Below are 21,612 nucleotides of genomic sequence, written 5' to 3' on the forward strand. Positions count from 1 at the left end.
ATGATCAGCTCGGGTTCTTGATCCGCTGCTCGCCTTCGAGGGCCTTCCGCAGCAACGACTCCCAGTACTCGACGTTTTCGCCGGAGAGGGAGCGGTTGTCCGTCCAGTCGCCTTCCACCGTCTTCGCGGGGTCGATGATCGCCTTCCAGTTGGGGTTCTGGGCGGCCTGCTGCGCGGCGAGCAGGATGGCGTGCCAGGTTTCCGCCTGCCGCTGGGCGAAATCCCTCGCCTCTTCCCATTTCGACCGCACCGGCGAAACCTCGGTCCCGACCTTGCGCCAGGCGGCCGCGGCCCGGTCACGGGCCTCCTTGCCGGCTTCGCCTTCGATTTCCCGCGCGGCCTTTTCGGCGGCTTCGGCGTCGACGATCAGCTGGGTGATCGTCAGTTGCCACTGGCGGTTCTCGCGCAGCATCTCTTCGCGGAACGACTCGATGTCCAGCCGCGCGCCCTGTGCCCAGCCCCAGGCGAAGAAATCCGTCAGGTCGTCGTCGGTCGATCCCTCGCGGACCGCGTAGGCCGCGGCGAATCTCACCTGGGTACCCGGATCCCGTTCGGCGAGCATCCGCACGTATCGGCGGTCCTCCTCGACGAGGGCGCGTTTCTGCTCGCCGAGGTCGGCGCGGAACTTCTGATCCCGAGCCTTCGCGGCTTCGTAACCGCCGCCGTGGCAGAACTGTTCCCGTTTGGACGCGGTCGTCGTCAAATGGTGGTTCGCCGCGTCGTAGACCTCCGGCGAGTAGGCCCGAAGGTGGGTCTCCAGCAGTCGCCGGAGGAAGCGCTTGTTGCCTTCGTCGCGGTTGAGCGCCCGCTGTGTCGCGTATTCGAGCCCGCCACCCGGATAGCGGAGGAACTCGATGGAGGCCGCTTCCGGGTCTTCGCTGAGCAGAGCGGTCCACGCGTCCGTCTTCACCGTGCTGTGGACGCTGTACCTGGCGTGGGTCAGGACCTCCCAGCGGGCGATCTCGCCGGGTGTCATCGCCGCGGCCGTGGCGTGTACTCCGGTTTCGGCGGCGAACCCCGCCGGAACGGCGACCGTCCCGGAGAACAACGCCGCGGCGCAAAGCGCGCAGGACAAAATACGCTTGTACACTCCAAGCCCCCAGTCAGCTTCGGTGCAGGTTGAATTAACGGGGACCCTTCCCGGACGGTGCCGGGAAAGGTGTCGGTGGCAACGGCATCCGGAATCGAGACCGGAGCCGGCGATGAATTCGAAGTTCTTCGAATCCTTGTCGGGAAAACGCCAGCGCTTTCCCGGCGACTGTTTCAGTCACCGGGAAAGGGTTCGGGCTTCGTCAGTGGCCGCGTATCCGGCGGCTTCGGTGATGGATCGGCGAGCAGCTTCCGCCGACGGGCGATGCGGTGGCTCGTGTGGAGTGAATGTGGCGGCGATCGCCGCGATCCCATGACGGATCGATCATCGGTACATACCCCGGAATCCCCAGTACCGGAATTCCCCCAGTGAAATTCCGATTCTGAACCCAGCTAACCGCGAATGGGCGGTTTGCGCAAGATGCACCCCGAAGGTTAAAAAGTCACCGACGGGGCGGCGTTCTTGTTTGTCCTCAAGCTCCTTCGACGCCGATGTCGAACGCGGACTCCTTGTCGGCCTTCGAGTACGAGCGGAACGCGATATGCGTGACGGTGTTCAGCACGCCGGGCACCTTGCCGATCTTCGCCGGGATCAGATCCGCGAGGTCTTCGTGGGCCGTGACCCGGACCGAAGCGACCAGGTCGACGTCACCCGCGCAGGAGTAGACCTCGCGGACACCCTCGATGTCCGCGATCGCCTGCGCCGCCTCGGGGATGGCATCGGCCTCGACCTGGATCAACACGATCGCGGTGATCACTACAGCGCCTCCTACGTCAATGAACCCGGTGTGCGAATCCTAGCCCGCCACCCGTTCCAGCGCCGTCGCGCTCGCCGCCAGGTCGAGCCACTCCTGCCAGCCACCCGCCACCGCGGCGGGCTCCGCCCAGGGCTGCGTCGTGCGCACGAGCCGGACACCCGGACGGGTCAGCCAGCGCAGGAGGATGCCGATCTCCTCCGGGATCGCGCCGAAGAGCGGGCCGGGCCCCGGGATGACCGTCTCCGCCGAGGCCACGAGCATCTCGACGACCGGCATCGGCGGCACCCCGCGCCGCGCGACCCCCGCCGACGCGAGCCTGCCGTGCCGGATCACCGCCAGTTCCCAGCCGCCGTTCCCGTCCGGACCGGCGGCGATCAGCTCCGGGATACCCGCCAGCGCCGACTGCCGGTGCGCCCGGCCGACCGCGCGGATCAGCCCGGCCAGCTGATCGCGATGCTGGGCGGCCTGCTCGTAGTGTTCCGCCGCGGCGAGCCGGGCCAGCTGGTCGGCGGCGGCCCGCAGCGGACGCCCGTCCGTACCGGCGATGAGACCGGACACCGCCAGCACTCCCGGCCTGTACGCCTCGACCGTCTGCAGCCCGGCGCACGGCGCTCCGCAGCGGCCGAGCTCGGCGAGGACACAGGGCGTCCCGTTCGGCGCGGTCGCCGAGATGCGCTGGGTGCACGTCCGCAGCCCGGAGGCGCCGGCGAGGGTGTCCGCGGCGGACCGGGCGTCGGTCTGGGTGCGGAAGGGTCCCAGCATCCCGTCTCGCGGCATGCGGACCACCGAAAGGCGAGGGAAGGCCTCCTCGGTCAGCGCGACCCACCACGCGTGCCGTGGGTTCTTGGAGCGGCGGTTGTACATGGGGCGGTGGGCGGCGATCAGCCGGAGCTCACGGACGGCGGCTTCGAGCGCGTGCGCGCATTCCACCGCGTCGACCCGCTCGGCCAGCGCGACCATCTCCCGGATCCGGCCACGGCTCTCCGAACCGGTGAAGTACTGCCGGACCCGGCGGCGCAGATCGGACGACGTGCCGACGTAGAGGACCTCGTCGCTCGGGCCGCGGAAGAGATAGACGCCGGGCCTCGACGGCAGATGTTCGGCCAGCGACCGTTTGCGGCGCTGGGCCGCGGTCACCTCGGGCAGGTAGTCCAGCAGCTCTTCGAGGGTGTGGACGCCGAGGTTGCCCACCCGTTCGAGCAGCGCGTGCAGGACGTCGACGGTGGCGCGCGCGTCGGCGAGCGCGCGGTGGTTGGGCGTCGTCCGCGCTCCGAACAACGCCGCCAGCGCGGAAAGCCGGTAGCTGGGCGTCTCGTCGCGGGAGATGACCCGGCGGGCGAGCCGGACCGTGCAGACGACGGCCGTCTTGGGCCAGTGGTAACCGTGGCCCTCGCAGGCCGCGCGCATGAATCCGGTGTCGAAGGCGGCGTTGTGCGCCACGAGCACGGCACCGGAGATGAATTCGAGGAACGCGGGGAGCACGCGCTCGATCCGGGGAGCGTCGTAGACCATCGCGCCGGTGATGCCGGTGAGCTCGACGATCTGCGGCGGGATCGGCATCCCCGGGTTGACGAAGGTGGCGAACTCGCCGACGACCTCGCCCGCGCGGATCTTGACCGCGCCGATCTCGGTGATCCCGTCCGGGCCGGGTTTCGTGCCGGTGGTCTCCAGGTCGAATACGACGAACGTGATGTCCCGCAAAGGAGTTCCCAGCTCGTCGAAGGCGAGTTGCGCCGCGCCGGGCCGCCGTCCGGTGTCCATGGTCGGGCACAGTAGGGGCGGGCACCGACAATCCCAGGATGCGCGCACGCCGTCCCATCGAGCGCGCCCCGAGGCCATGGGGCCTACGCTGGAGCGATGCAACCGCAGCCCGCAGTGCCCGAATCGCCCGAGGACGCCACCGGCGGCCCCTCGGGTGTCGTGGCGTCGGCGGGTGCGCCGGAGCTGTCCGAAGAGGTGCCCGCCGAAGGCTGGACCGCCCTGCCGGAGACCGTGCGGGAGCGGATCGCCGAGCTGGCGGCCGCCGCCGTCGGCAAACTGCCGGTCGCCGACGTGCCGAGGCAGCTGCGCCCGGTCGCGAAGTTCGCCCCGGCGAAACGCGCGAAACTCGGCGGGACGGCGCTGCTCACCGCGTTGGGGGAGTCTTCGCAGTTCCGGGTCGCGGTCACCGAATGGCTGCGTGACCACCGCAAGGACGCCCTCGACCCGAACGCCCCCGATTCCGTCGCCGCCGCGGCCGCCGCCGTGCTGCTCGGCGAGGCGGGCGCGGCCGGACGGGTCCGGCTGGTGGCGAAGAACGCCGAGGAGACGGCGTTGCGTGCCGAACGCGACGCCGCGCTGGCGCGTAACCAGCGGCTCGAGGCGGAACTCGCCCAGCTGCGCGAAGAACTGCGTGAAGCCAAGGAGATCGCCGGTAGTGCGCGAGGCGAACGCGACGCCGAGGTCGAAAAGCTGTTGAAGCGCCTGCGGGAGCAAGGTGTCCAGCTGCGCCAGGCGAAGGACGCCGTCGCCGAGGCGCACGCTCGGCTGGAGAGCGGAGGCGCCGAGAGCGCCGAAGAGATCAAGGCGCTGAAGGCCCAGTTGGACCGTGAGAGGCAGCGCGTCGCGACAGAGCGGGCGCGGGCGGAAAAGGCCGTCACGGACGCGGAGATCGCCCGTCAGTCGGCGCGTGAGGCGCGTCAGGCCGACGAGGTCAGGCTCGGGCTGCTGCTGGACACGATCGAAGGCGCCGTCGGCGGGCTCCGCCGCGAACTTTCGGTGAGCGCGCGAGGCCAGCGTCCGGCCGACATGGTGCGCGGCGCGACGTCAGGTCTGGGGGCGGGCGGCAAGATCCAGGACGTCACCGCGCTCGACCGGCACCTCGCGCTGCCCAACGTGCATCTGATCGTCGACGGCTACAACGTCACGAAGACCGGTTATCCGGAGCTGGCGCTCTCCGACCAGCGAGACAGGCTGATCCATCAGCTTTCCGCACTCGCCGCGCGGACTTCGGCCGAAGTGACCGTCGTGTTCGACGGTGCCGGCGTGCTTTCCGTGCCCGCCGCGGTGCCGCGCGGGGTGCGGGTGCTGTTCTCCGAACGCGGCGTGCTCGCGGACGACGTCATCCGGTCCCTCGTCGCGGCCGAGCCGCCGGGGCGGCCGATGGTGGTCGCGAGCACGGACCGGGCGGTGGCGGATTCGGTGCGGGGCAAGGGCGCGCATCCGGTGCCGTCGGCGGTGCTGGTGTCGCGGCTCAGCCGGGTGTAGAGCTTCCGGATGTCATGAAAGGGCCGTTCAGGACGTTTTTCGTCTTGAACGGCCCTTTCATGACATCCGGGACCGCTCGTTGCGACGCATGAGGCCCGAAACTGTCGGTGGTCGCTCTTAATGTGCACCTCACCACTGAAAGTGAGGAGCCCGAGATGGACGACAAGGCCATCGCCGATATAGCCGACATAGAGACGCTCGTCATCGATTGCGACCGGTGCGCGGTCCGCGGTGACGCATGTCATGACTGCGTCGTCAGCGTCCTCCTCGGCGCGCCGCTCGCGCTCGAATGGGACGCCGACGAGCGGAAAGCGGTCGACGCGCTCGCCGAAGCCGGGATGGTCCCGCGCCTCCGGATGGTCGAGATCGTGGAGCAGGAGCGCCGGAAAACGGCCTGAGGACACGCCTCGACCGGGGTATTCGACGAGTGGTCGATCCGATCGGGTGAACGGTAGGTAGTCGTGATCGGCCCCAGGTTGTAACGCCCGTCACACCTTTCCGCTCATGCTGGTCCGAAGGTGTTTCGGCGCATCACGGAGAGTTTTTGCGCTTGCCATGGTGGACGCGGTGCCCGTGGTTTCGTAACCTGTCCGAGATCTCGTGGCCGGAAGTCGTCGCCAGACGGCGACACGGGATCGCCACTGAGGCAGCTTTGTCGGGGAGCTGCACCGGAACCAGCCACGCGCCAAACCTGTTGCGATAGCACTCGGCCAGGCGCGAGGCGGGAACGCGGGGAACCGCGCGGACCTCACGGTCGGCGTCGCGGCTTCGCGGAAGAGGGCCCCCGACCTCTTCGTCCCGGGTTCCGAGTCGGTGGCCGACAGCAAAGGAGACACGCGCGACCGTGCAGTCGCATCCAGTCAAGCGCGTGGTGTCAGGAGCTTTGGCCGCGGCCGCGGTGATCACCGCGGTGACAGTGGCCCAGCCTTCAGCCACCGCTGCCCCAGGCCCCGCCCTCCAGCAGCCCCCGTCCGGCTCGGACGCCCTCGCCAAGTACCGCGACCTCGCGGCACAGGCCGAGAAGGCGAACGAAGACCTCCTCAAGGCGAAGGACGACCTCGCCGCGAAGCAGGGTGAGCTCGACAAGGCGACCGCCGACGCCGCCGCGGCCAAGGAGCTCGGTATCAAGGCGGCCGGTGACGAGAAGACCTTCCAGGCCGAGGTGAACAAGTTCGCCGGTGCCTCCTTCACCAGCGGTGTGCAGCTGAACAAGCTGTCGTCGCTGCTGTCGGGCGCGTCGACCCAGGACTTCCTGGAGCGTTCCTCGGCACTCGAGGTCCTCGCCGCGAACAAGAACACCGCTCTGACCAACCTGAGCGGCGCCGTCGCCCAGGCCGCGGCCGCGGCCAAGCAGGCGGCGGACGCCCAGAACGCGGCCACCGCCGCCCGTGACACGGCCGCCAAGCTGACCACGGACATCGAGGCGCGCCAGAAGACGCTGAACGACCAGCTCAAGGAGATCGAGCGGGCCGGCGGCAACCTGAGCGCCTCGGATCGCAACGCCCAGAAGGACAAGGGCGGCGCGTTCCCCAACCTGCCCGCCCCGGGTCCCGCCGCGGCGGCGGCCCTCGCGGCCGCGAAGAGCAAGCTCGGCAGCCCGTACGGCTGGGGTGACACCGGACCGTCGTCCTTCGACTGCTCCGGTCTGATGCTCTGGGCGTACAAGCAGGCCGGTCTGACCCTGCCGCGGTCCAGCCGTCAGCAGTCGACCTTCGGCGCCCCGGTGCAGAGGTCGCAGCTCCAGCCGGGCGACCTGGTGTTCTACAACTCGCCGGTCTCGCACGTCGGCATGTACGTCGGCAACGGCATGATGGTGCACGCGCCGACCACCGGTGACGTCGTCAAGGTGTCGCCGCTGCAGAACAACTACGTCGGCGCCCGTCGCCCGACGGCCTGACGAACAGACGACAAGGGGCGGTACCGCGCGAGCGGTGCCGCCCCTTTCGCATGCGGAGGGCCAAGTAGCCTGCAGGGGTGCTGAGGACGCTGCTGGTGACCAACGACTTCCCGCCCCGGCCGGGCGGTATCCAGAACTACCTGAACTCGCTGGCCACCCGCCTGCCCGCCGACGACCTCGTCGTCTATGCCCCCTCCTGGGAATCGAGCACCGGCTCGCACGGCGAGTTCGACGCCGCCGCCCCGTTCGAGGTGGTGCGCCATCCGACGTCACTGATGCTGCCGACCCCGGACGTGCTCAAGCGGGCGAAGGAGATCATGCGCGCCCGCGACTGCGAGGCCGTCTGGTTCGGCGCCGCGGCGCCGCTGGCGCTGCTGGGGCATCCGCTGCGCTCGGCGGGCGCGCGCCGGGTGCTGGCGTCGACGCACGGCCACGAGGTCGGCTGGTCGATGCTTCCTGGTTCACGGCAGGCACTGCGGCGGATCGGCGACACCGTCGACGTCGTCACCTACGTCAGCAAGTACACACGTTCCCGCTTTTCGGCCGCTTTCGGCCCGATGGCGGGGCTGGAGATGCTCCCGTGCGGCGTCGACACCGCGCTCTACCGGCCGGATCCGGCCGCGGGCAAGGAGATCCGCGAACGGCACGGGCTCGCCGACCGGCCGACGATCGTCTGTGTTTCGCGGCTGGTGCCGCGAAAAGGCCAGGACATGCTGATCAAGATCCTGCCCGAGCTCCGCAAGCGGATCCCGGACGTGGCGCTGCTGCTCGTCGGCGGCGGCCCCTACCGCAAGACGCTCACCGGGCTCGTCGGAGCGCTGGGGGTCGAAGACAGTGTCGTCATCACCGGATCGGTGCCGTGGAAGGAGTTGCCCGCGCACTACAACGCGGGCGACGTCTTCGCGATGCCGGCGCGGACGCGCGGGAAGGGGCTCGACGTCGAGGGTCTTGGCATCGTGTACCTGGAAGCCTCCGCGACCGGATTGCCGGTCGTCGCCGGGAATTCCGGCGGGGCGCCGGAAACGGTGCTGGACGAGGTCACCGGGCACGTCGTCGACGGCCGCGACGAGCAGCAGCTGCGGGAGACGCTGGCGGCGTTGCTGGCCGATCCGGTGCGAGCACGGCGGATGGGGGCCGCCGGTCGCGACTGGGTCGGCGAGAACTGGCGGTGGGACACCATGGCGAGCCGGCTTTCCGGCCTGCTCGACGGCGACCCCGTCGCGGCGGTGCGCTGACGAATCAGGGTTCGTAGCGCGCCGGATGCTTCGGATCGTCGACGCGGATCACCACGTCCGACAGCGCCGACGGATCGACTTCCTGTTCGTAGCGCGCGTAAGCGGGGAGCGCCCAGGCGTCCGGCACCCGCCGCCTCAGCGCGCCGGGGGAGAGCCACAGATGCACGCTCAGGTCGAACGCGAGCCCCGCGCCGAACAGGAACTCCCCGTCCAGCAGGACGACGCCGCCCTCGGGCAGTTCGACGCGTTCGGCGCGCGTGGCGCGATCGCGGACCGGATCCCACAGCGACGGGAGGACGAGACCGCTGCCGTCCTCGGCGAGCGGGTCGAGCACTTCACGCCGCAGGGCGCCGAGGTCGAGCCAGTCGCTGTAGCGCGAGTCCGGATCCTCTTTTCCGCGTTCGAAGCGCAGTGAAGCGGGACGCAGGAAGTCGTTCGCCGAGATCCGCAACACCGCGTGACCGGCGATCCGCAGGGGATCGACCAGGGCGTCGGCGAGTTCTGTGGTGTTGGTCGCACCGGCCGCGCCGTCGATGGCGACCGCGATCCGGCGGCGGCCCGTGATCGAGGTGATGCGTTCGGTCAGTTCGGACACCAGCAGAGCGGGAGAAATCGGACGGTAGCGCACGGGAAGACATCCTCCACCCGGACCGGTGACTGCCGCACGGTACACCCGATGGGATGATGGCCCGGTGACCAAGACAACGGCCAAAACAGCCGGAAGTGGTTGGCAGGTAGGCGTTTCCCAGACGGTGCCGTACAGCGGCACCCAGGTGTGGGACTTCCTGGTCGGACGCGAGGGTGTGGGCATCTGGCTCGGTCCGGGCGCCGAACTCGGCCACGAGCTGGGCGCGGCGTACGAGACGGCCAACGGGACGACCGGCGAGATTCGCGGCCGCTCCGAAGGCGACAAGCTCCGGCTGACCTGGCGTCCGAAGGACTGGGACCACGACTCGACCCTGCAGATCACGGTGAGCGGCACCGACCAGAAGACCACGCTCCGTTTCCATCAGGAATGGCTCGCGGGCGCCGACGAACGCGAGGAACAGCGGGCATACTGGACCGAAGTGACCGAGCGAGTCGTGGCCGCGCTGGCCGAACGCTGACCGGCGCGCCGGGGAGGCGTACCGATGGGGGAACCGAAGAACCTGGAGTGGGATCTCGTCCAGGAACCACACCGGGTTTCGGCGCTGCTGCGCGAAGAGGGCCCGGCCCGCAAGGTCCGCCTGCCGCGCGGCCTCGAGGCCTGGATCGTCACCGGATACGCCGAAGCCCGCGCGATCCTCGCGGATTCCCGCGTGGGCAAGGATCCGGCGGCCATCCAGCGGCTCTTCGAACGTGACGGCTTCGTTTCCGCGGCCGACAGCGCCGTACGCGCGCTCGGCGCGCACATGCTCAACTCGGATCCGCCGGACCACACCCGGTTGCGCAGACTGGTCAACCAGGCCTTCACCTCGCGTACGGTTTCCCGGCTGCGGCCGAGGATCGAGCAGATCACCGCGGAACTGCTGGACGGCATCGGCGACGCCGAGCGCGTCGACCTGCTGCCCGTTTTCGCCGTCCCGTTGCCGATCCGGGTGATCTGCGAACTGCTCGGCGTCCACGCGGGCGACCAGCCGGCGTTCGCGACCTGGTCGAACACGATGGTCGCCTGGTCGACGCCGGAGGAACTGCAGGCCGCGGCCGCGAAGATGCACGCGTACCTCGTCGACCTCATCGAAGAGAAACGCGCCGAGCCCGCCGAAGACCTGCTTTCGGGCCTGATCCACGCCAGCGACGAAGGCGATTCGCTCGCCGCGGACGAATTGCTGGCCATGGCGTTCCTGCTGCTGGTGGCCGGGTTCGAGACGACGGTCAACTTGATCGCGAACAGTGTCTTGGCGCTGCTTCGCGAGCCGGAACAGCTGGCCGCCCTCCGCGCCGATCCCACGCTGCTGCCCGGCGCGGTCGAGGAGTTCCTGCGCTACGACGGCGCGATCCACCTGGCGACCATCCGGTTCACCAAGGAAACCGTGTCCGTCGGCGAAGTCGAGATCCCGGCGGGTGAGTTCGTCCTCGTCTCCCTGCTCGGCGCGAACCGGGACGCCGGACGCTTCGAAGAACCGCACCGCCTGGACGTCACCCGCTCGGCGGCGGGGCATCTCGCGTTCGGGCACGGCATCCACCACTGCGTCGGCGCCCCGCTGGCCCGTCTGGAGGCCGAGATCGCCTTGCGCGGGCTGCTGGAGCGGTTCCCCGGCCTCGGCTTGGACGCCGAGCCGGAAACGTTGCGGTGGCGGGAAAGCACCCTGGTCCACGGGCTGGAAACCCTCCCTGTGCGCCTGCGCTGAGGAGGGCGTGTCGTAGGGTCGCCGGATGGACGCCGCCGAACTCCTCGCGCTCGACGCGGAACACGTCTGGCACCCGTACGGGCCGATGCCGAGCACGATCGATTCCCTGCTGGTCCGCGAGGCGAGCGGGGTCCGGCTCACCCTCGACGACGGCCGCGAACTGGTCGACGGCATGTCGTCCTGGTGGGCGGCGATCCACGGCTACCGGAACCCGGTGCTGGACGCGGCGCTGGCGGAGCAGGCGGGCCGGATGAGTCACGTGATGTTCGGCGGGCTCACCCACGAACCGGCCATCAGGCTGGCCAAGACGCTGGTCGACCTCGCGCCGGAGGGGTTGCGGCACGTCTTCCTGTGCGACTCGGGCTCGGTGTCGGTCGAGGTCGCCGTCAAGATGTGCCTGCAGTACTGGCAGTCGGTGGGGCGCAAGGAAAAGCGGCGCCTGATGACCTGGCGCGGCGGCTACCACGGCGACACCTTCACGCCGATGAGCGTCTGCGACCCCGAGGGCGGGATGCACTCGCTGTGGCGCGGGATCCTGCCGGACCAGCTGTTCCTGCCCAAACCGCCCGGCGGTTTCGCCGACGAGCCGGATCAGGACTACCTCGATCTGCTCGCCATCGAGATCGGGCGGCACGCGGGCGAACTGGCCGCGATCATCGTCGAGCCGGTCGTGCAGGGCGCCGGCGGAATGCGGTTCCACCCGCCCGCGTACCTGCGCGCGCTGCGCGAGATCACCGAAGCGAACGACGTCCTGCTGATCTTCGACGAGATCGCCACCGGTTTCGGCCGCACCGGCCGGATGTTCGCCGCCGAGCACGCCGGGGTCACGCCCGACGTCCTGTGCCTCGGCAAGGCACTGACCGGTGGGTACCTGACGATGGCGGCGGCGCTGTGCACGCCGGAGATCGCCGACGGGATCTCGCGCGGTGAGCTGCCCGTGCTGGCACACGGCCCGACGTTCATGGCGAATCCGCTGTCCTCGGCCGTCGCCAACGCCTCGCTGGGGATCCTGGCCGAAGGCGGCTGGAAGTCCGACGTGCCGCGGATCGAGGCCGCGCTGAAGGCCGGGCTCGAACCGGCGCGCGAGCTGCCCGCGGTCGCCGATGTGCGGGTGCTCGGCGCGATCGGCGTGATCGAACTGAACCATCCCGTGGACATGGCGGTGGCGACGGAGGTCCTCACCGGGAACGGGGTCTGGTTGCGCCCGTTCCGCAACCTGATCTACACGATGCCGCCCTACATCTCCGAGGCGGAAGACCTCGTCGCGATCACTTCCGCAATGGTCTCGGCCGCACAAAAAGCGTAAAAACGGCGAAGTTCAGCCCAAAGAGTGTGACAGCGGCCACAGCAATCCGGAGAGGCCACGCTCGGTACAGAGCGTGGTCGCGAGTTGATCTTGGTCAAGCGAACGGGCGAGTCCGATCGGGGTCCTTCTCGGGTGCTTTGCCCTGAAAAGGCGGTATGCCCTAGTTCGCGGGCGCACAAGCAAACCTGAGAAACCTTTGCGTAGCGGACTTTTGCGCGCCGATCGGGTTTCCTGCCCCCATGATCGACATCGTTGGTGACGAGCACGACACCGGGCCTCCGGGCCGCCGTAACCCCGCATCGACCCTCCTGAAGAACCTTCGCCACGACGTCCCGGCTTCGGTCGTCGTCTTCCTCGTGGCCGTCCCGCTTTCGCTCGGCGTCGCCCACGCCGCCGGAGCCCCCTTGCTCGCCGGACTCGTCTCCGCCGTCGTCGGCGGGATCGTCGCGAGCTTCTTCGGCGCCTCCGCCCTCCAGGTCAGCGGTCCCTCCGCCGCGCTGACCATCGTCATCGCGGAGACCATCGCCTCCTTCGGCTGGGCCGCCACCTGCGCGATGACCGCCGCGGCGGGCGTGGTCCAGATCCTCTTCGGCCTCACCCGCGTCGCGCGGGCGACGCTGGCGATCTCGCCCGCGATCGTGCACGGCCTGCTCGCCGGGATCGGCCTGATCCTCGTCCTCGGCCAGTTGCACGTGGTGCTGGGCGGTGTGGCGCGCAGTTCCACGATCGAGAACATCCTCGCGCTGCCAGGCCGGATCGTCGGCCACCACGACCAAGCCGCGCTGGTCGGCGTGGTCACCGTCGGTGTCCTGCTGGCGTGGACCCGGCTGCCGCGTTCGGTGCGCCGCGTCCCCGGCCCGCTGGCCGCCGTCGCGCTGGCGACCGGCCTTTCCGTCGCGGCGGGGATGGACCTGCCGCGCGTCGACCTCCCGAACGGGCTGCCGGGGCTGGGTTTCGTCCCCCAGGCGCCGTCCGGATCCGTGGCGGCGATCATCGCCGCCGTCCTCTCCATCGCGCTCATCGCCAGCCTGGAGAGCCTGCTGTCCGCCGTCGCCATCGACAAACTCCGCGACGGGCCGCGCACCGACCTCAACCGCGAACTGGTCGGCCAGGGCCTCGCGAACGTCGCCGCCGGTTCGCTCGGCGGCTTCCCGGTCACCGGCGTCGTCGTGCGCACCATGACCAACTTCGAAGCGGGCGCCCGCACCCGGATGTCGGCGATCCTGCACAGCGTCTGGATCCTCGGCTGCTGCCTGTTCCTGGCGGGCGCGCTGCGGTTGATCCCGCTCGCGGCGCTCGCCGGTCTCCTCGTCCACGTCGGCGCGAAACTGGTCAACCTCACCAATCTCCGCGAGGTCCGCCGCCACGGCGACCTGCCGGTCTATCTCGCGACCCTGCTCGGCGCGGTCGCCGTCAACCTGCTGACCGGCGTCGCCGCGGGGATCGCGGTGGCGCTCGCCTTGATGCTGCGCCGGATGTTGTTCTCCGGGATCCACGTCGAACGGGACGGCTCGCGCACCCGCGTCGTCATCGAGGGCGCGCTCACTTTCCTTTCCGTGCCAAGGCTCACGACCGTCCTGGCCGAAGTCCCCGAGCGGGCGGAGGTGACGCTGGAGCTGTTCGTCGACTACCTCGACCACGCCGCATTCGACTGCCTGCGCGGCTGGCAGCGCGCGTACGAACGCGCCGGGGGAACGGTGATCGTCGACGAGATCGGGCATCCGTGGTTCGAACGCGGCAAGGCGGGCGTGCCGACCGTGCGCCGCGGCGTCGCGTCCCGGGTGGTGCCGCGCTGGCTGGCGCCGTGGTCGCAATGGCAGGCCGAACATCTCGAACTGCCGAGCCAGCGCGGCGGCAGTGTCCCGTTGTGCCGCGGCACTTCGGAGTTCCAGCGGCGGACGGCGCCGTTGCTGCGGAGCACCTGGGACGGGCTCGCGAACGGACAGCAGCCGCATACGCTCTTCATCACCTGTGGCGACGCGCGGATCGTGCCGAACCTGATCACCACGAGCGGGCCGGGCGATCTGTTCACCGTGCGGAACATCGGGAATCTCGTCCCGCGCGCGGAAGCGGATTTCTCGGTGGGGGCGGCGATCGAGTACGCCGTCGGGCTGCTGCGGGTGCGGGAAGTGGTGGTGTGCGGGCATTCCGGCTGTGGCGCGATGAAGGCGTTGCTCGGGGACGCGCCCGACGGCCTCGCGCACCTCGGCGGCTGGCTCCGCCACGGCGAGGCGACCATGCGGCGCAGGGAAAGCGAAGGGCCGGTGCTGCTCGACGGCGAACGACCGGCGCACGAAGGCGATCGGCTCGCGCTGCACAACGTGGTGCAGCAGCTGGAAAACCTGCGCTCGTATCCGGTGGTCGACGCCGCGCTGGCGAGGGGGGAACTGCGGCTGACGGGGATGTACTTCGACGTCGGGAAGGCGAACGTGTACCTGCTCGACGAAGCGCTGCGGTCGTTCACGTCGGCGGCGGCCCCGGTGAAGTCCTGAGGCAGGGCGATCACGCGTGATCAGAGGCGTAACTCGCGTGATCGCGCGAGTTACGCCTTCAATCACGCGAGATTCGGCTTCGATCACGCGAGATCGGGGTATGGGTTGACCGGGCGCCCAACCGATATTTCCCAGGATTCGGGACCAGGCAAGGCTTTTCGCAACGCCGGAGACATCTCTGGGCAACGAATCGGGGCGAAAGTGGGCCACGCCACCCGTCCGTAGGGTGATATTCACTCGATCAGGTGGTGCATATCGGACAATTCACCAGTTTCCTGGTGATCATGCTGGTGTCCACGAAAAAGCCCCTCGCCGTGCTTCGTCACGACCTGCCCGCCTCGTTGGTGGTGTTCCTCGTCGCCGTCCCGCTTTCCCTCGGGATCGCTCTCGCGTCAGGGGCGCCGATCGTCGCGGGGCTGATCGCCGCCGTGGTGGGAGGTGTGGTCGCCGGAGCCCTCGGCGGCTCCGCGCTTCAGGTCAGCGGCCCGGCCGCCGGCCTGACGGTGATCATGGCCGAGACCATCGCGACCTTCGGCTGGGCGACCACCTGCGCGATCACCGTCGCCGCGGGCGCGCTGCAGATCCTGCTGGGGCTGAGCCGCATCGCCCGCGCGGCGCTCGCCATCTCGCCCGCCATCGTCCACGGCATGCTGGCCGGGATCGGCGTCACGATCGTCCTCGGCCAGCTCCATGTCGTGCTGGGCGGATCGGCGCAGAGCTCGGCGCTCGAGAACATCGCGCAACTGCCAGCGCAGATCGTCGGCCACCACGACACCGCCGCGCTGATCGGCGTGCTCACCATCGGCATCCTGCTCGTGTGGCCGCGGCTGCCCAAGGCCGTCCGCAAGGTGCCCGGCCCGCTCGCCGCGATCGCGCTGGTGACCGTGCTTTCCGTCGCCACCGCGATGACGTTGCCGCGCGTCAACCTGCCGGGTGACCTGCTCAATATCCGCTTCGCGCCCGAATTCCCGGACACCGGCTGGGGCGCGTTCGCCGTCGCGGTGGTCACCATCGCCCTGATCGCGAGCGTGGAAAGCCTGCTGTCGGCCGTCGCCGTCGACAAGATGCACACGGGGCCGCGGTCGAACCTCGACCGCGAACTGATCGGCCAGGGCGCCGCGAACATGACTTCCGGCGCGCTCGGCGGCCTCCCGGTCACCGGGGTGATCGTCCGCAGTTCGACCAACGTCGCCGCCGGCGCCCGCACCCGGGCGTCCGCGATCCTGCACGGCGTCTGGATCCTGGTGTTCGTCGCCGCGTTCGCCGGGCTCATCCAGAACATCCCGCTGGCCGCGCTGGCCGGTCTGCTCGTCCACGTCGGCGCGAAACTGGTGAACCCCGGCCACATGAAGCAGGTCCTCAAACACGGCGACCTGGGGCTGTACCTGGTGACGCTCGCCGGTGTCGTCGTCTTCGACCTGCTCACCGGCGTCCTACTCGGCATCGCGCTTTCGGTGCTGCTGATGCTGCGGCGCACGGTGTGGTCCGGGATCCACGCCGAGCGCGACGGCGGCGAATGGCGCGTCGTCGTCGAGGGCGTCCTGACGTTCCTTTCCGTGCCGAGGCTCAGCCGTGTGCTCGCGACCGTGCCCGACGGCGCGAAGGTGACCCTGGAACTGGTCGTCGACTACCTCGACCACGCCGCCTTCGAGAGCCTGTCGAACTGGCAGCAGGGCCATGAACGCGCCGGCGGCACGGTGATCGTCGACGAGGTCGGGCATCCGTGGTTCGCCAAGGGCAAGTCCGGCGACCCCACGCTGACCCGGACAGCGGCGGCGCGGTCGGTGCCGCGGTTCCTCGCGCCGTGGTCCGACTGGCAGGCCAAGGACGTCGAACTGCCCGGCCAGCGCGGCGGGCCCACCCTGCGCGGGGCGACCGAGTTCCAGCGGCGCACGGCCGCGCTCATGCAGCCGGCGCTCAGCAAACTGGCGGGCGGCCAGTCGCCGCACACCCTGTTCATCACCTGCGGGGACGCGCGGATCGTGCCGAACATGATCACCACGAGCGGTCCCGGCGACCTGTTCACCGTGCGCAACATCGGGAACCTGGTGCCCGCCCGCCGGGCCGATCCGTCGATGGGCGCCACCGTCGAGTTCGCCGTCGGCGTGCTGAAGGTGCGCGAGATCGTGGTCTGCGGTCATTCCGGCTGTGGCGCGATGCAGGCGCTGGCCACCGGAGCCCCGGACGGCGCGCCGATGCTGGCCTCCTGGCTCCGGCACGCCGAGCCGAGCGCGCACCGCGACGCCACGGTGACCCTCGACGGCGAACGCCCGGACACCGAGGTCGACCGGCTGGCGCTCAAGAACGTGCTGCAGCAGCTGGAGCACCTGCGGCACTATCCGCTGATCGCCGAGGCGGAGGCACGCGGCGAGCTGCACCTGACCGGGATGTACTTCGACGTCGGGGCGGCGCAGGTCTACCTGTCGGACGAGGGGAGCCCGTCGTTCACCCCGGTCGGGGCCGTCACCACATCCGGGGGCTAACGGAAGCCGTTCAGCGGGACTCGATCCGGACCCACTAAGTTCAACGCACGTGAGCATGCTGGTCATGACCGGCACCGGTACGGGTGTCGGCAAGACGATCTCCACCGCCGCCATCGCCGCTCTGGCCGCCGGTCAGGGCCAGCGTGTCGCCGTGCTGAAACCCGCGCAGACCGGAGTGGGCCCGGACGAGCCGGGCGACCTCTCCGACGTCCTCCGCCTCGCCGGCCCGGTCACCACCCGCGAGCTGCGGAGGTACCCGGATCCGCTGTCGCCGGAGGCGGCGGCCAGGCTTTCGGGACTGCCGACGCTTGCCCCGAGCGAGATCGCCGCCGCGGCGAGCGACCTCGATGGCGACCACGACCTGACCCTCATCGAGGGCGCGGGCGGGCTGCTGGTCCGGTTCGACGCCGACGGAGCCACCCTGGCCGACGTCGCGTGGTCGCTGGGCGCGCTGGTCATCATCGTCGCCGAGGCCGGGCTGGGGACGCTCAACGCGACCGCCCTGACCGCCGAGGTCGCCACCAAACGCGGGCTGACCGTGGCCGGGGTGATCATCGGATCCTGGCCGGACGAGCCGGATCTGGCGGCGGTGTCGAATCTGCGTGACCTGCCGGTCGCCGCCGGGGCCCCGCTGCTGGGCGTGCTGCCCGCCGGGCTGGGCACGGCCGGACCCGAGGAGTTCGCCGAGCGGGCCAAGGCGGGGCTCTCGCCGTGGTTCGGCGGGGAGTTCGACCCGGAATGCTTCGTCGGCCGCGCGTCGGCGCAGAAGTGACCTGCGTCGCTGTGGCCGAGCCGCCCGGTCATGCACGATGATGTGCCTTCGCTTCACCGCCCCACCCCGAACAGGAGCCGCCTCGTGACCACTGCCCCGGAGACCGTCGACATCCTCGCCGTGGCGCGTGACCAGGTCCTCGAGCGCGGCGTCGGGCTCGGCGAGGAGCAGATCCTCGAAGTCCTGCGGCTCGACGACGAGCACCTGACCGACCTGCTGGCGCTGGCCCACGAGGTCCGGATGCGCTGGTGCGGCCCCGAGGTCGAGGTCGAGGGCATCATCAGCCTCAAAACCGGCGGCTGCCCGGAGGACTGCCACTTCTGCTCGCAGTCCGGCCGGTTCCCGACGCCGGTGCGGTCGGCGTGGCTGGACATCCCCGGCCTGGTCAAGGCCGCCCGCCAGACCGCCGAGACCGGCGCGACCGAGTTCTGCATCGTCGCCGCGGTCCGCGGCCCCGACAAGCGGCTGCTCTCGCAGGTCCGCGAGGGGATCAAGGCCATCCGCGAGGACGGCAACGACATCCAGATCGCCTGTTCGCTCGGCATGCTCACCCAGGAGCAGGTCGACGAACTCGTCGAGATGGGCGTGCACCGCTACAACCACAACCTGGAGACCGCGCGCTCGCATTTCGCGAACGTCGTCACCACGCACACGTGGGAAGAGCGCTGGGAGACCCTGCGCATGATCCGAGAGGCGGGCATGGAGGTCTGCTGCGGCGGCATCATCGGCATGGGGGAGAGCGTCGAGCAGCGCGCCGAGTTCGCCGCGCAGCTGGCCGAGCTGAACCCGGACGAGTGCACGATGAACTTCCTCATCCCGCAGCCGGGCACGCCGTACGAGGACTACGAGGTCGTCGAAGGCAAGGACGCGCTGCGCACCGTGGCCGCGTTCCGGCTGGCGATGCCCCGCCCGCTGCTCCGCTTCTCCGGCGGCCGTGAGCTGACCTTCGGCGATCTGGGCACCAAGCAGGGCATGCTCGGCGGCATCAACGCGATCATCGTCGGCAACTACCTGACCAACCTCGGCCGCCCGGCCACCGCGGACCTGGCGATGCTCGAAGAGCTGAAGATGCCGGTGAAGGCGATCAGTGACGTCCTCTGACCCAGCGGCGTACTGCGTCCACTGTGGACAGACGTCCGACGGTGGCGCGGAACATCCGGCCTGCCACAACCCCAGAACGGCACTCGAGCCGCCGCGGTACTGCACGTACTGCGCGCGGCGGATGGTCGTCCAGATCACCCCGGTCGGGTGGACGGCCCGGTGCAGCCGTCACGGTGAACTCGCCGGCTGACTTCCCGCATTTAGTCCTCTGGATGCGGTAGTTGCACGCGCAAGCATCGCGTTCAGAGGACGAAACGCGGGGCGATGTGTGCCGGGTCGCGTGCGCAGGGGGCGTCATTGGTTACGCTCTGCACAAGCAGCTCGAGGGAGGAGTCCGGGGTTGGGCGAGACGACGGGTAAACCGGCGCACCTGTCTTCCAGCGTGCCCGACCCCTGGTCGGTGCCGGTACTGCCGAGGCCACGCCGCCCGTTCCCCAAGGTCGTCGTCAAGGCGGATCTGCTGCCGGCGGTCAGCGTCCTGTCCACGGCGGGGCTGCTCGGCTTCCCGCTGGCCTGGCTGTGGTCGCGGCTCGCGCCGCCCCAGCGGATGCGGGTGATCAACGACCACGGCGGTCTCGCCCCGCTGGAGCTGGAAAGCTGGCACCGCTTCGACGACCTCGCCGTCTACGGTTTCCTCGCGCTCGGCGCCGGGCTGCTGATCGGCGTCGTGACCTGGCTGCTGCGGGAACGCCGCGGGCCGGTCGTGTTGATCGCCGCGACCGGCGGCGCGACCCTCGCGGGCTGGCTGGGGACCACGATGGGCGTCTCGTTCGCCAACGGCCGCTACGAGATCGGCGCGGCGCCCGCCGTCGGCGACGTCATCGCGAAGGCACCGCAGATCGAATCCCCGTGGATCATGCTCGCCGCGCCGTTGATGACGACGCTGGCGTACACGCTGCTGACCGCGTGGAACGGACGGGAAGACCTGGGCCGCCGCCTCGGCTGACGGATTTCCTCTAGGGTGGGCCAGGACACATCTCTAGGGGGCTTTCTCTTGACCGACGACATCGAGGTTTCCCGGCACAACGCCGTCCGCTTCCCGGGTATCAGCCCGCGCGCGTACGAACACCCCGTCGATCGCGGCGCACTGGCCACCCTGCGCGCCGTTCCGGGGTTCGCGCAGGTCGTGAAGGCGGTTTCCGGTTTCTACGCCGAACGCGGTGAGCGGCTCATGGCGCTCGCGTCCGCGATCCGGGTCGGCCCGAAGCAGTATCCGGAGCTGGACAGGCTGCGCCACGAATGCGCCGAAACACTCGACCTCGACCGCGTGCCGAACCTGTTCGTCGCCCGCAGTCCCGAGGTCAACGCACAGACGATCGGCATGGACGAGCCGTTCATCGTGCTCAACACCGCGGCCGTCGAGGCGATGGACCTCGCGTCGCTGCGGTTCGTGATCGGGCACGAGATGGGGCACGTGCTGTCCGGGCACGCGGTGTACCGCACGATCATGATCCGGCTGATCGGCCTGCAGATGTCGATGTCGTGGACGCCGGTGAGCGCGATCGGCATCCGCGTCGTCATCGCGGCGCTGCGCGAGTGGTACCGCAAGGCCGAACTGTCCTGCGATCGCGCCGGACTGCTGTGCTCGCAGGATCCGACGGCGGCGCTGCGCTCGCAGATCCTGGTCGCGGGCGGGATCGACCCGTCGAAGATCGACATCCCGGCGTTCCTGCAGCAGGCGTCGGAGTACGAGTCGGTCGACGACATCCGCGACAGCTATCTGAAGCTGCGTTACGTCGAGACGATGTCGCATCCGCTGGCCGTCGTGCGTGCCGCCCAGTTGCAGAAGTGGGCCGCGTCCGAGGAGTACCGGGGGATCCTGGCCGGCGAGTACCCGCGCCGTGACGAGGACGCGCCTTCGTCCACCTGGACCGACGACCTGAAGTCGGCCGCGAAGTCGTACAAGGACTCCTGGAACAGCTCGACCGACCCGCTGACGAAGGTGTTCAGCGACGTCGGCGAGGCGGTGTCCGGGGCGGCGGGCAAGGTGTGGAGCAAGTTCGGCACCGGCAACGGGTCGGACGAGGGGTCTTCTTCGGAGTCGGGCAAGTAGCGCTTCGCGGATGTCATGAAAGGGCCGTTCAGGACGTTTCTTGTCCTGAACGGCCCTTTCATGACATGGGAGCGGGCGGCGACCCGCGACGGCTCAGTTCAGGTTCGACGGGCGCGTGAACTCGCCGAGTTCCCCCGGCGGCATCGGCACCGCGCCCAGCGTGCTCAGGAACCCGGCCTCCCTCGTCAGCAGGCGGCACGCGATCCGCAGCCGCCGCAGCGGGTTCGTCTCCTCCAGCAGGCGCTGCCGGTCCTCCAGCGGGAGCAGGCAGTCGGCGGTGAGCCGGTAGGCGAGCGCCGCGATGTCGCCGTCCTCGGGCGGGGTGGTCCAGTCTTCGTCGTTCCAGGCGGACTCGCAGTAGCGCCGGTGCGCGGCCTTCGCGACGTCGGCGAGCCTGGTCACGGTGTCGCCGTGCACCGTGGCGATGCGGTCGTCGGGTACCCATTCGACCGAGCCGATCAGGTACGGCGCGGAAACGCGGTCGATCTCCAGCAGCCGGAACCGGCGCCGCGCGGTGGTGACGACGTCGAATCTGCCGTCCGGCAGCCGTTTCGCCTCGCGCAACACCGTGCTGCAGCCGAACTCGTGGACGTGTTCGGGCCCGCTGACCTCCCTGATCATCGCCGAACGCAGTGCGACGACCCCGAACTCGCGGTCCGGGACGACTTCGGCGACGAGGTCGGCCATCAGCTGCCGGTACCGCGGTTCGAAGATGTGCAACGGGAGGTGTGTTCCGGGCAGAAGCACGGTCTGTAGCGGGAACAGCGGCAAGATCGCCTTCCCGGTGGACTCCTCGCTCGGCTCGGTCACCCGTTCAAGGTACGGGGACCGGGAGGAGTTCGCAGGGCGG

The 21,612-nt window shown here is 69.9% G+C and carries 19 protein-coding genes; 14 read left to right on the top strand and 5 right to left on the bottom strand.

Going from position 1 to position 21,612, the window contains the following annotated elements; genetic code table 11:
- Window positions 1–4: 4 nt before the first annotated feature.
- The 3 genes from AB8M46_RS38955 to AB8M46_RS38965 all read right to left on the bottom strand — a co-directional run bounded on the left by AB8M46_RS38955 (window position 5) and on the right by AB8M46_RS38965 (window position 3,608).
- A complete protein-coding gene (locus tag AB8M46_RS38955) occupies window positions 5–1,090 on the bottom strand; it encodes a hypothetical protein (protein WP_394363417.1) in 1,086 nt (361 codons plus the stop codon).
- A gap of 472 nt (window positions 1,091–1,562) precedes the next feature.
- Window positions 1,563–1,847 (bottom strand): Lrp/AsnC family transcriptional regulator, encoded by a 285-nt coding sequence (locus AB8M46_RS38960; protein WP_037344753.1) that lies wholly within the window; start codon window positions 1,845–1,847, stop codon window positions 1,563–1,565.
- 39 nt (window positions 1,848–1,886) lie between these two features.
- On the bottom strand, window positions 1,887–3,608 hold the full coding sequence (locus AB8M46_RS38965; protein WP_378426752.1) for a DEDD exonuclease domain-containing protein: 1,722 nt from the start codon (window positions 3,606–3,608) through the stop codon (window positions 1,887–1,889).
- Window positions 3,609–3,704: 96 nt separating this feature from the next.
- On the opposite strand from AB8M46_RS38965, the gene AB8M46_RS38970 reads away from it, so the two are divergent.
- The 4 genes from AB8M46_RS38970 (at window position 3,705) to AB8M46_RS38985 (ending at window position 8,225) form a co-directional block, all read left to right on the top strand.
- Entirely contained in the window at window positions 3,705–5,093 is a 1,389-nt protein-coding gene (locus AB8M46_RS38970) for an NYN domain-containing protein (protein ID WP_394363418.1), read from the top strand.
- A gap of 155 nt (window positions 5,094–5,248) precedes the next feature.
- Window positions 5,249–5,491: a hypothetical protein gene (locus AB8M46_RS38975; protein WP_037344759.1), complete on the top strand. Its 243-nt coding sequence runs from the start codon at window positions 5,249–5,251 to the stop codon at window positions 5,489–5,491.
- Window positions 5,492–5,937: 446 nt separating this feature from the next.
- Complete coding sequence (locus tag AB8M46_RS38980; protein ID WP_394363419.1) at window positions 5,938–6,990, top strand: C40 family peptidase; 1,053 nt, start codon at window positions 5,938–5,940, stop codon at window positions 6,988–6,990.
- Window positions 6,991–7,067: 77 nt separating this feature from the next.
- Window positions 7,068–8,225 (top strand): glycosyltransferase family 4 protein, encoded by a 1,158-nt coding sequence (locus AB8M46_RS38985; protein ID WP_199755070.1) that lies wholly within the window; start codon window positions 7,068–7,070, stop codon window positions 8,223–8,225.
- A gap of 4 nt (window positions 8,226–8,229) precedes the next feature.
- Here AB8M46_RS38985 and AB8M46_RS38990 read toward each other — a convergent pair whose 3' ends face one another.
- Complete coding sequence (locus AB8M46_RS38990) at window positions 8,230–8,853, bottom strand: uridine kinase (RefSeq protein ID WP_394363420.1); 624 nt, start codon at window positions 8,851–8,853, stop codon at window positions 8,230–8,232.
- Window positions 8,854–8,977: 124 nt separating this feature from the next.
- On the opposite strand from AB8M46_RS38990, the gene AB8M46_RS38995 reads away from it, so the two are divergent.
- The 10 genes from AB8M46_RS38995 (at window position 8,978) to AB8M46_RS39040 (ending at window position 20,762) form a co-directional block, all read left to right on the top strand.
- A complete protein-coding gene (locus AB8M46_RS38995) occupies window positions 8,978–9,331 on the top strand; it encodes an SRPBCC domain-containing protein (protein WP_016336029.1) in 354 nt (117 codons plus the stop codon).
- A gap of 24 nt (window positions 9,332–9,355) precedes the next feature.
- Window positions 9,356–10,555 (top strand): cytochrome P450, encoded by a 1,200-nt coding sequence (locus AB8M46_RS39000; protein ID WP_378426761.1) that lies wholly within the window; start codon window positions 9,356–9,358, stop codon window positions 10,553–10,555.
- A gap of 25 nt (window positions 10,556–10,580) precedes the next feature.
- Window positions 10,581–11,861, top strand: coding sequence for an adenosylmethionine--8-amino-7-oxononanoate transaminase (locus AB8M46_RS39005; RefSeq protein WP_394363421.1), 1,281 nt, complete (start codon window positions 10,581–10,583; stop codon window positions 11,859–11,861).
- A 239-nt stretch (window positions 11,862–12,100) separates the two neighbouring features.
- Window positions 12,101–14,353: a bifunctional SulP family inorganic anion transporter/carbonic anhydrase gene (locus AB8M46_RS39010; RefSeq protein ID WP_037344769.1), complete on the top strand. Its 2,253-nt coding sequence runs from the start codon at window positions 12,101–12,103 to the stop codon at window positions 14,351–14,353.
- Between the two features lie 284 nt (window positions 14,354–14,637).
- Entirely contained in the window at window positions 14,638–16,836 is a 2,199-nt protein-coding gene (locus AB8M46_RS39015) for a bifunctional SulP family inorganic anion transporter/carbonic anhydrase (RefSeq protein ID WP_152611084.1), read from the top strand.
- Between the two features lie 55 nt (window positions 16,837–16,891).
- Window positions 16,892–17,608 carry a dethiobiotin synthase gene (gene bioD / locus AB8M46_RS39020; protein ID WP_394363443.1) on the top strand — a complete coding sequence of 239 codons (717 nt, stop codon included), beginning with the start codon at window positions 16,892–16,894 and terminating at the stop codon, window positions 17,606–17,608.
- 84 nt (window positions 17,609–17,692) lie between these two features.
- Window positions 17,693–18,709 carry a biotin synthase BioB gene (gene bioB / locus AB8M46_RS39025; protein WP_394363422.1) on the top strand — a complete coding sequence of 339 codons (1,017 nt, stop codon included), beginning with the start codon at window positions 17,693–17,695 and terminating at the stop codon, window positions 18,707–18,709.
- On the top strand, window positions 18,696–18,899 hold the full coding sequence (locus AB8M46_RS39030; protein ID WP_081809725.1) for a hypothetical protein: 204 nt from the start codon (window positions 18,696–18,698) through the stop codon (window positions 18,897–18,899). Before bioB ends, AB8M46_RS39030 begins: the two co-directional genes overlap by 14 nt.
- Before the next feature lie 150 nt (window positions 18,900–19,049).
- Entirely contained in the window at window positions 19,050–19,655 is a 606-nt protein-coding gene (locus AB8M46_RS39035; RefSeq protein WP_394363423.1) for a DUF2567 domain-containing protein, read from the top strand.
- Window positions 19,656–19,703: 48 nt separating this feature from the next.
- Window positions 19,704–20,762 (top strand): M48 family metallopeptidase, encoded by a 1,059-nt coding sequence (locus AB8M46_RS39040; protein ID WP_037344775.1) that lies wholly within the window; start codon window positions 19,704–19,706, stop codon window positions 20,760–20,762.
- 93 nt (window positions 20,763–20,855) lie between these two features.
- On the opposite strand, the gene AB8M46_RS39045 is transcribed toward AB8M46_RS39040, so the two are convergent.
- On the bottom strand, window positions 20,856–21,572 hold the full coding sequence (locus tag AB8M46_RS39045; protein WP_016336020.1) for an LON peptidase substrate-binding domain-containing protein: 717 nt from the start codon (window positions 21,570–21,572) through the stop codon (window positions 20,856–20,858).
- Between the last annotated feature and the right edge of the window lie 40 nt (window positions 21,573–21,612).

It is taken from the genome of Amycolatopsis sp. SB7-3 (assembly GCF_041021335.1).
Classification (GTDB): Bacteria; Actinomycetota; Actinomycetes; order Mycobacteriales; family Pseudonocardiaceae; genus Amycolatopsis; species Amycolatopsis japonica.

What these genes read in the sequence shown, in the direction of transcription:
- AB8M46_RS38965 (WP_378426752.1), bottom strand. Translation starts at nt 3,608, where the DNA reads ATGGACACCGGACGGCGGCCCGGCGCGGCGCAACTCGCCTTCGACGAG.
- AB8M46_RS38970 (WP_394363418.1), top strand. Translation starts at nt 3,705, where the DNA reads ATGCAACCGCAGCCCGCAGTGCCCGAATCGCCCGAGGACGCCACCGGC.
- AB8M46_RS38975 (WP_037344759.1), top strand. Translation starts at nt 5,249, where the DNA reads ATGGACGACAAGGCCATCGCCGATATAGCCGACATAGAGACGCTCGTC.
- AB8M46_RS39000 (WP_378426761.1), top strand. Translation starts at nt 9,356, where the DNA reads ATGGGGGAACCGAAGAACCTGGAGTGGGATCTCGTCCAGGAACCACAC.
- AB8M46_RS39005 (WP_394363421.1), top strand. Translation starts at nt 10,581, where the DNA reads ATGGACGCCGCCGAACTCCTCGCGCTCGACGCGGAACACGTCTGGCAC.
- AB8M46_RS39010 (WP_037344769.1), top strand. Translation starts at nt 12,101, where the DNA reads ATGATCGACATCGTTGGTGACGAGCACGACACCGGGCCTCCGGGCCGC.
- AB8M46_RS39015 (WP_152611084.1), top strand. Translation starts at nt 14,638, where the DNA reads ATGCTGGTGTCCACGAAAAAGCCCCTCGCCGTGCTTCGTCACGACCTG.
- bioD (WP_394363443.1), top strand. Translation starts at nt 16,892, where the DNA reads ATGCTGGTCATGACCGGCACCGGTACGGGTGTCGGCAAGACGATCTCC.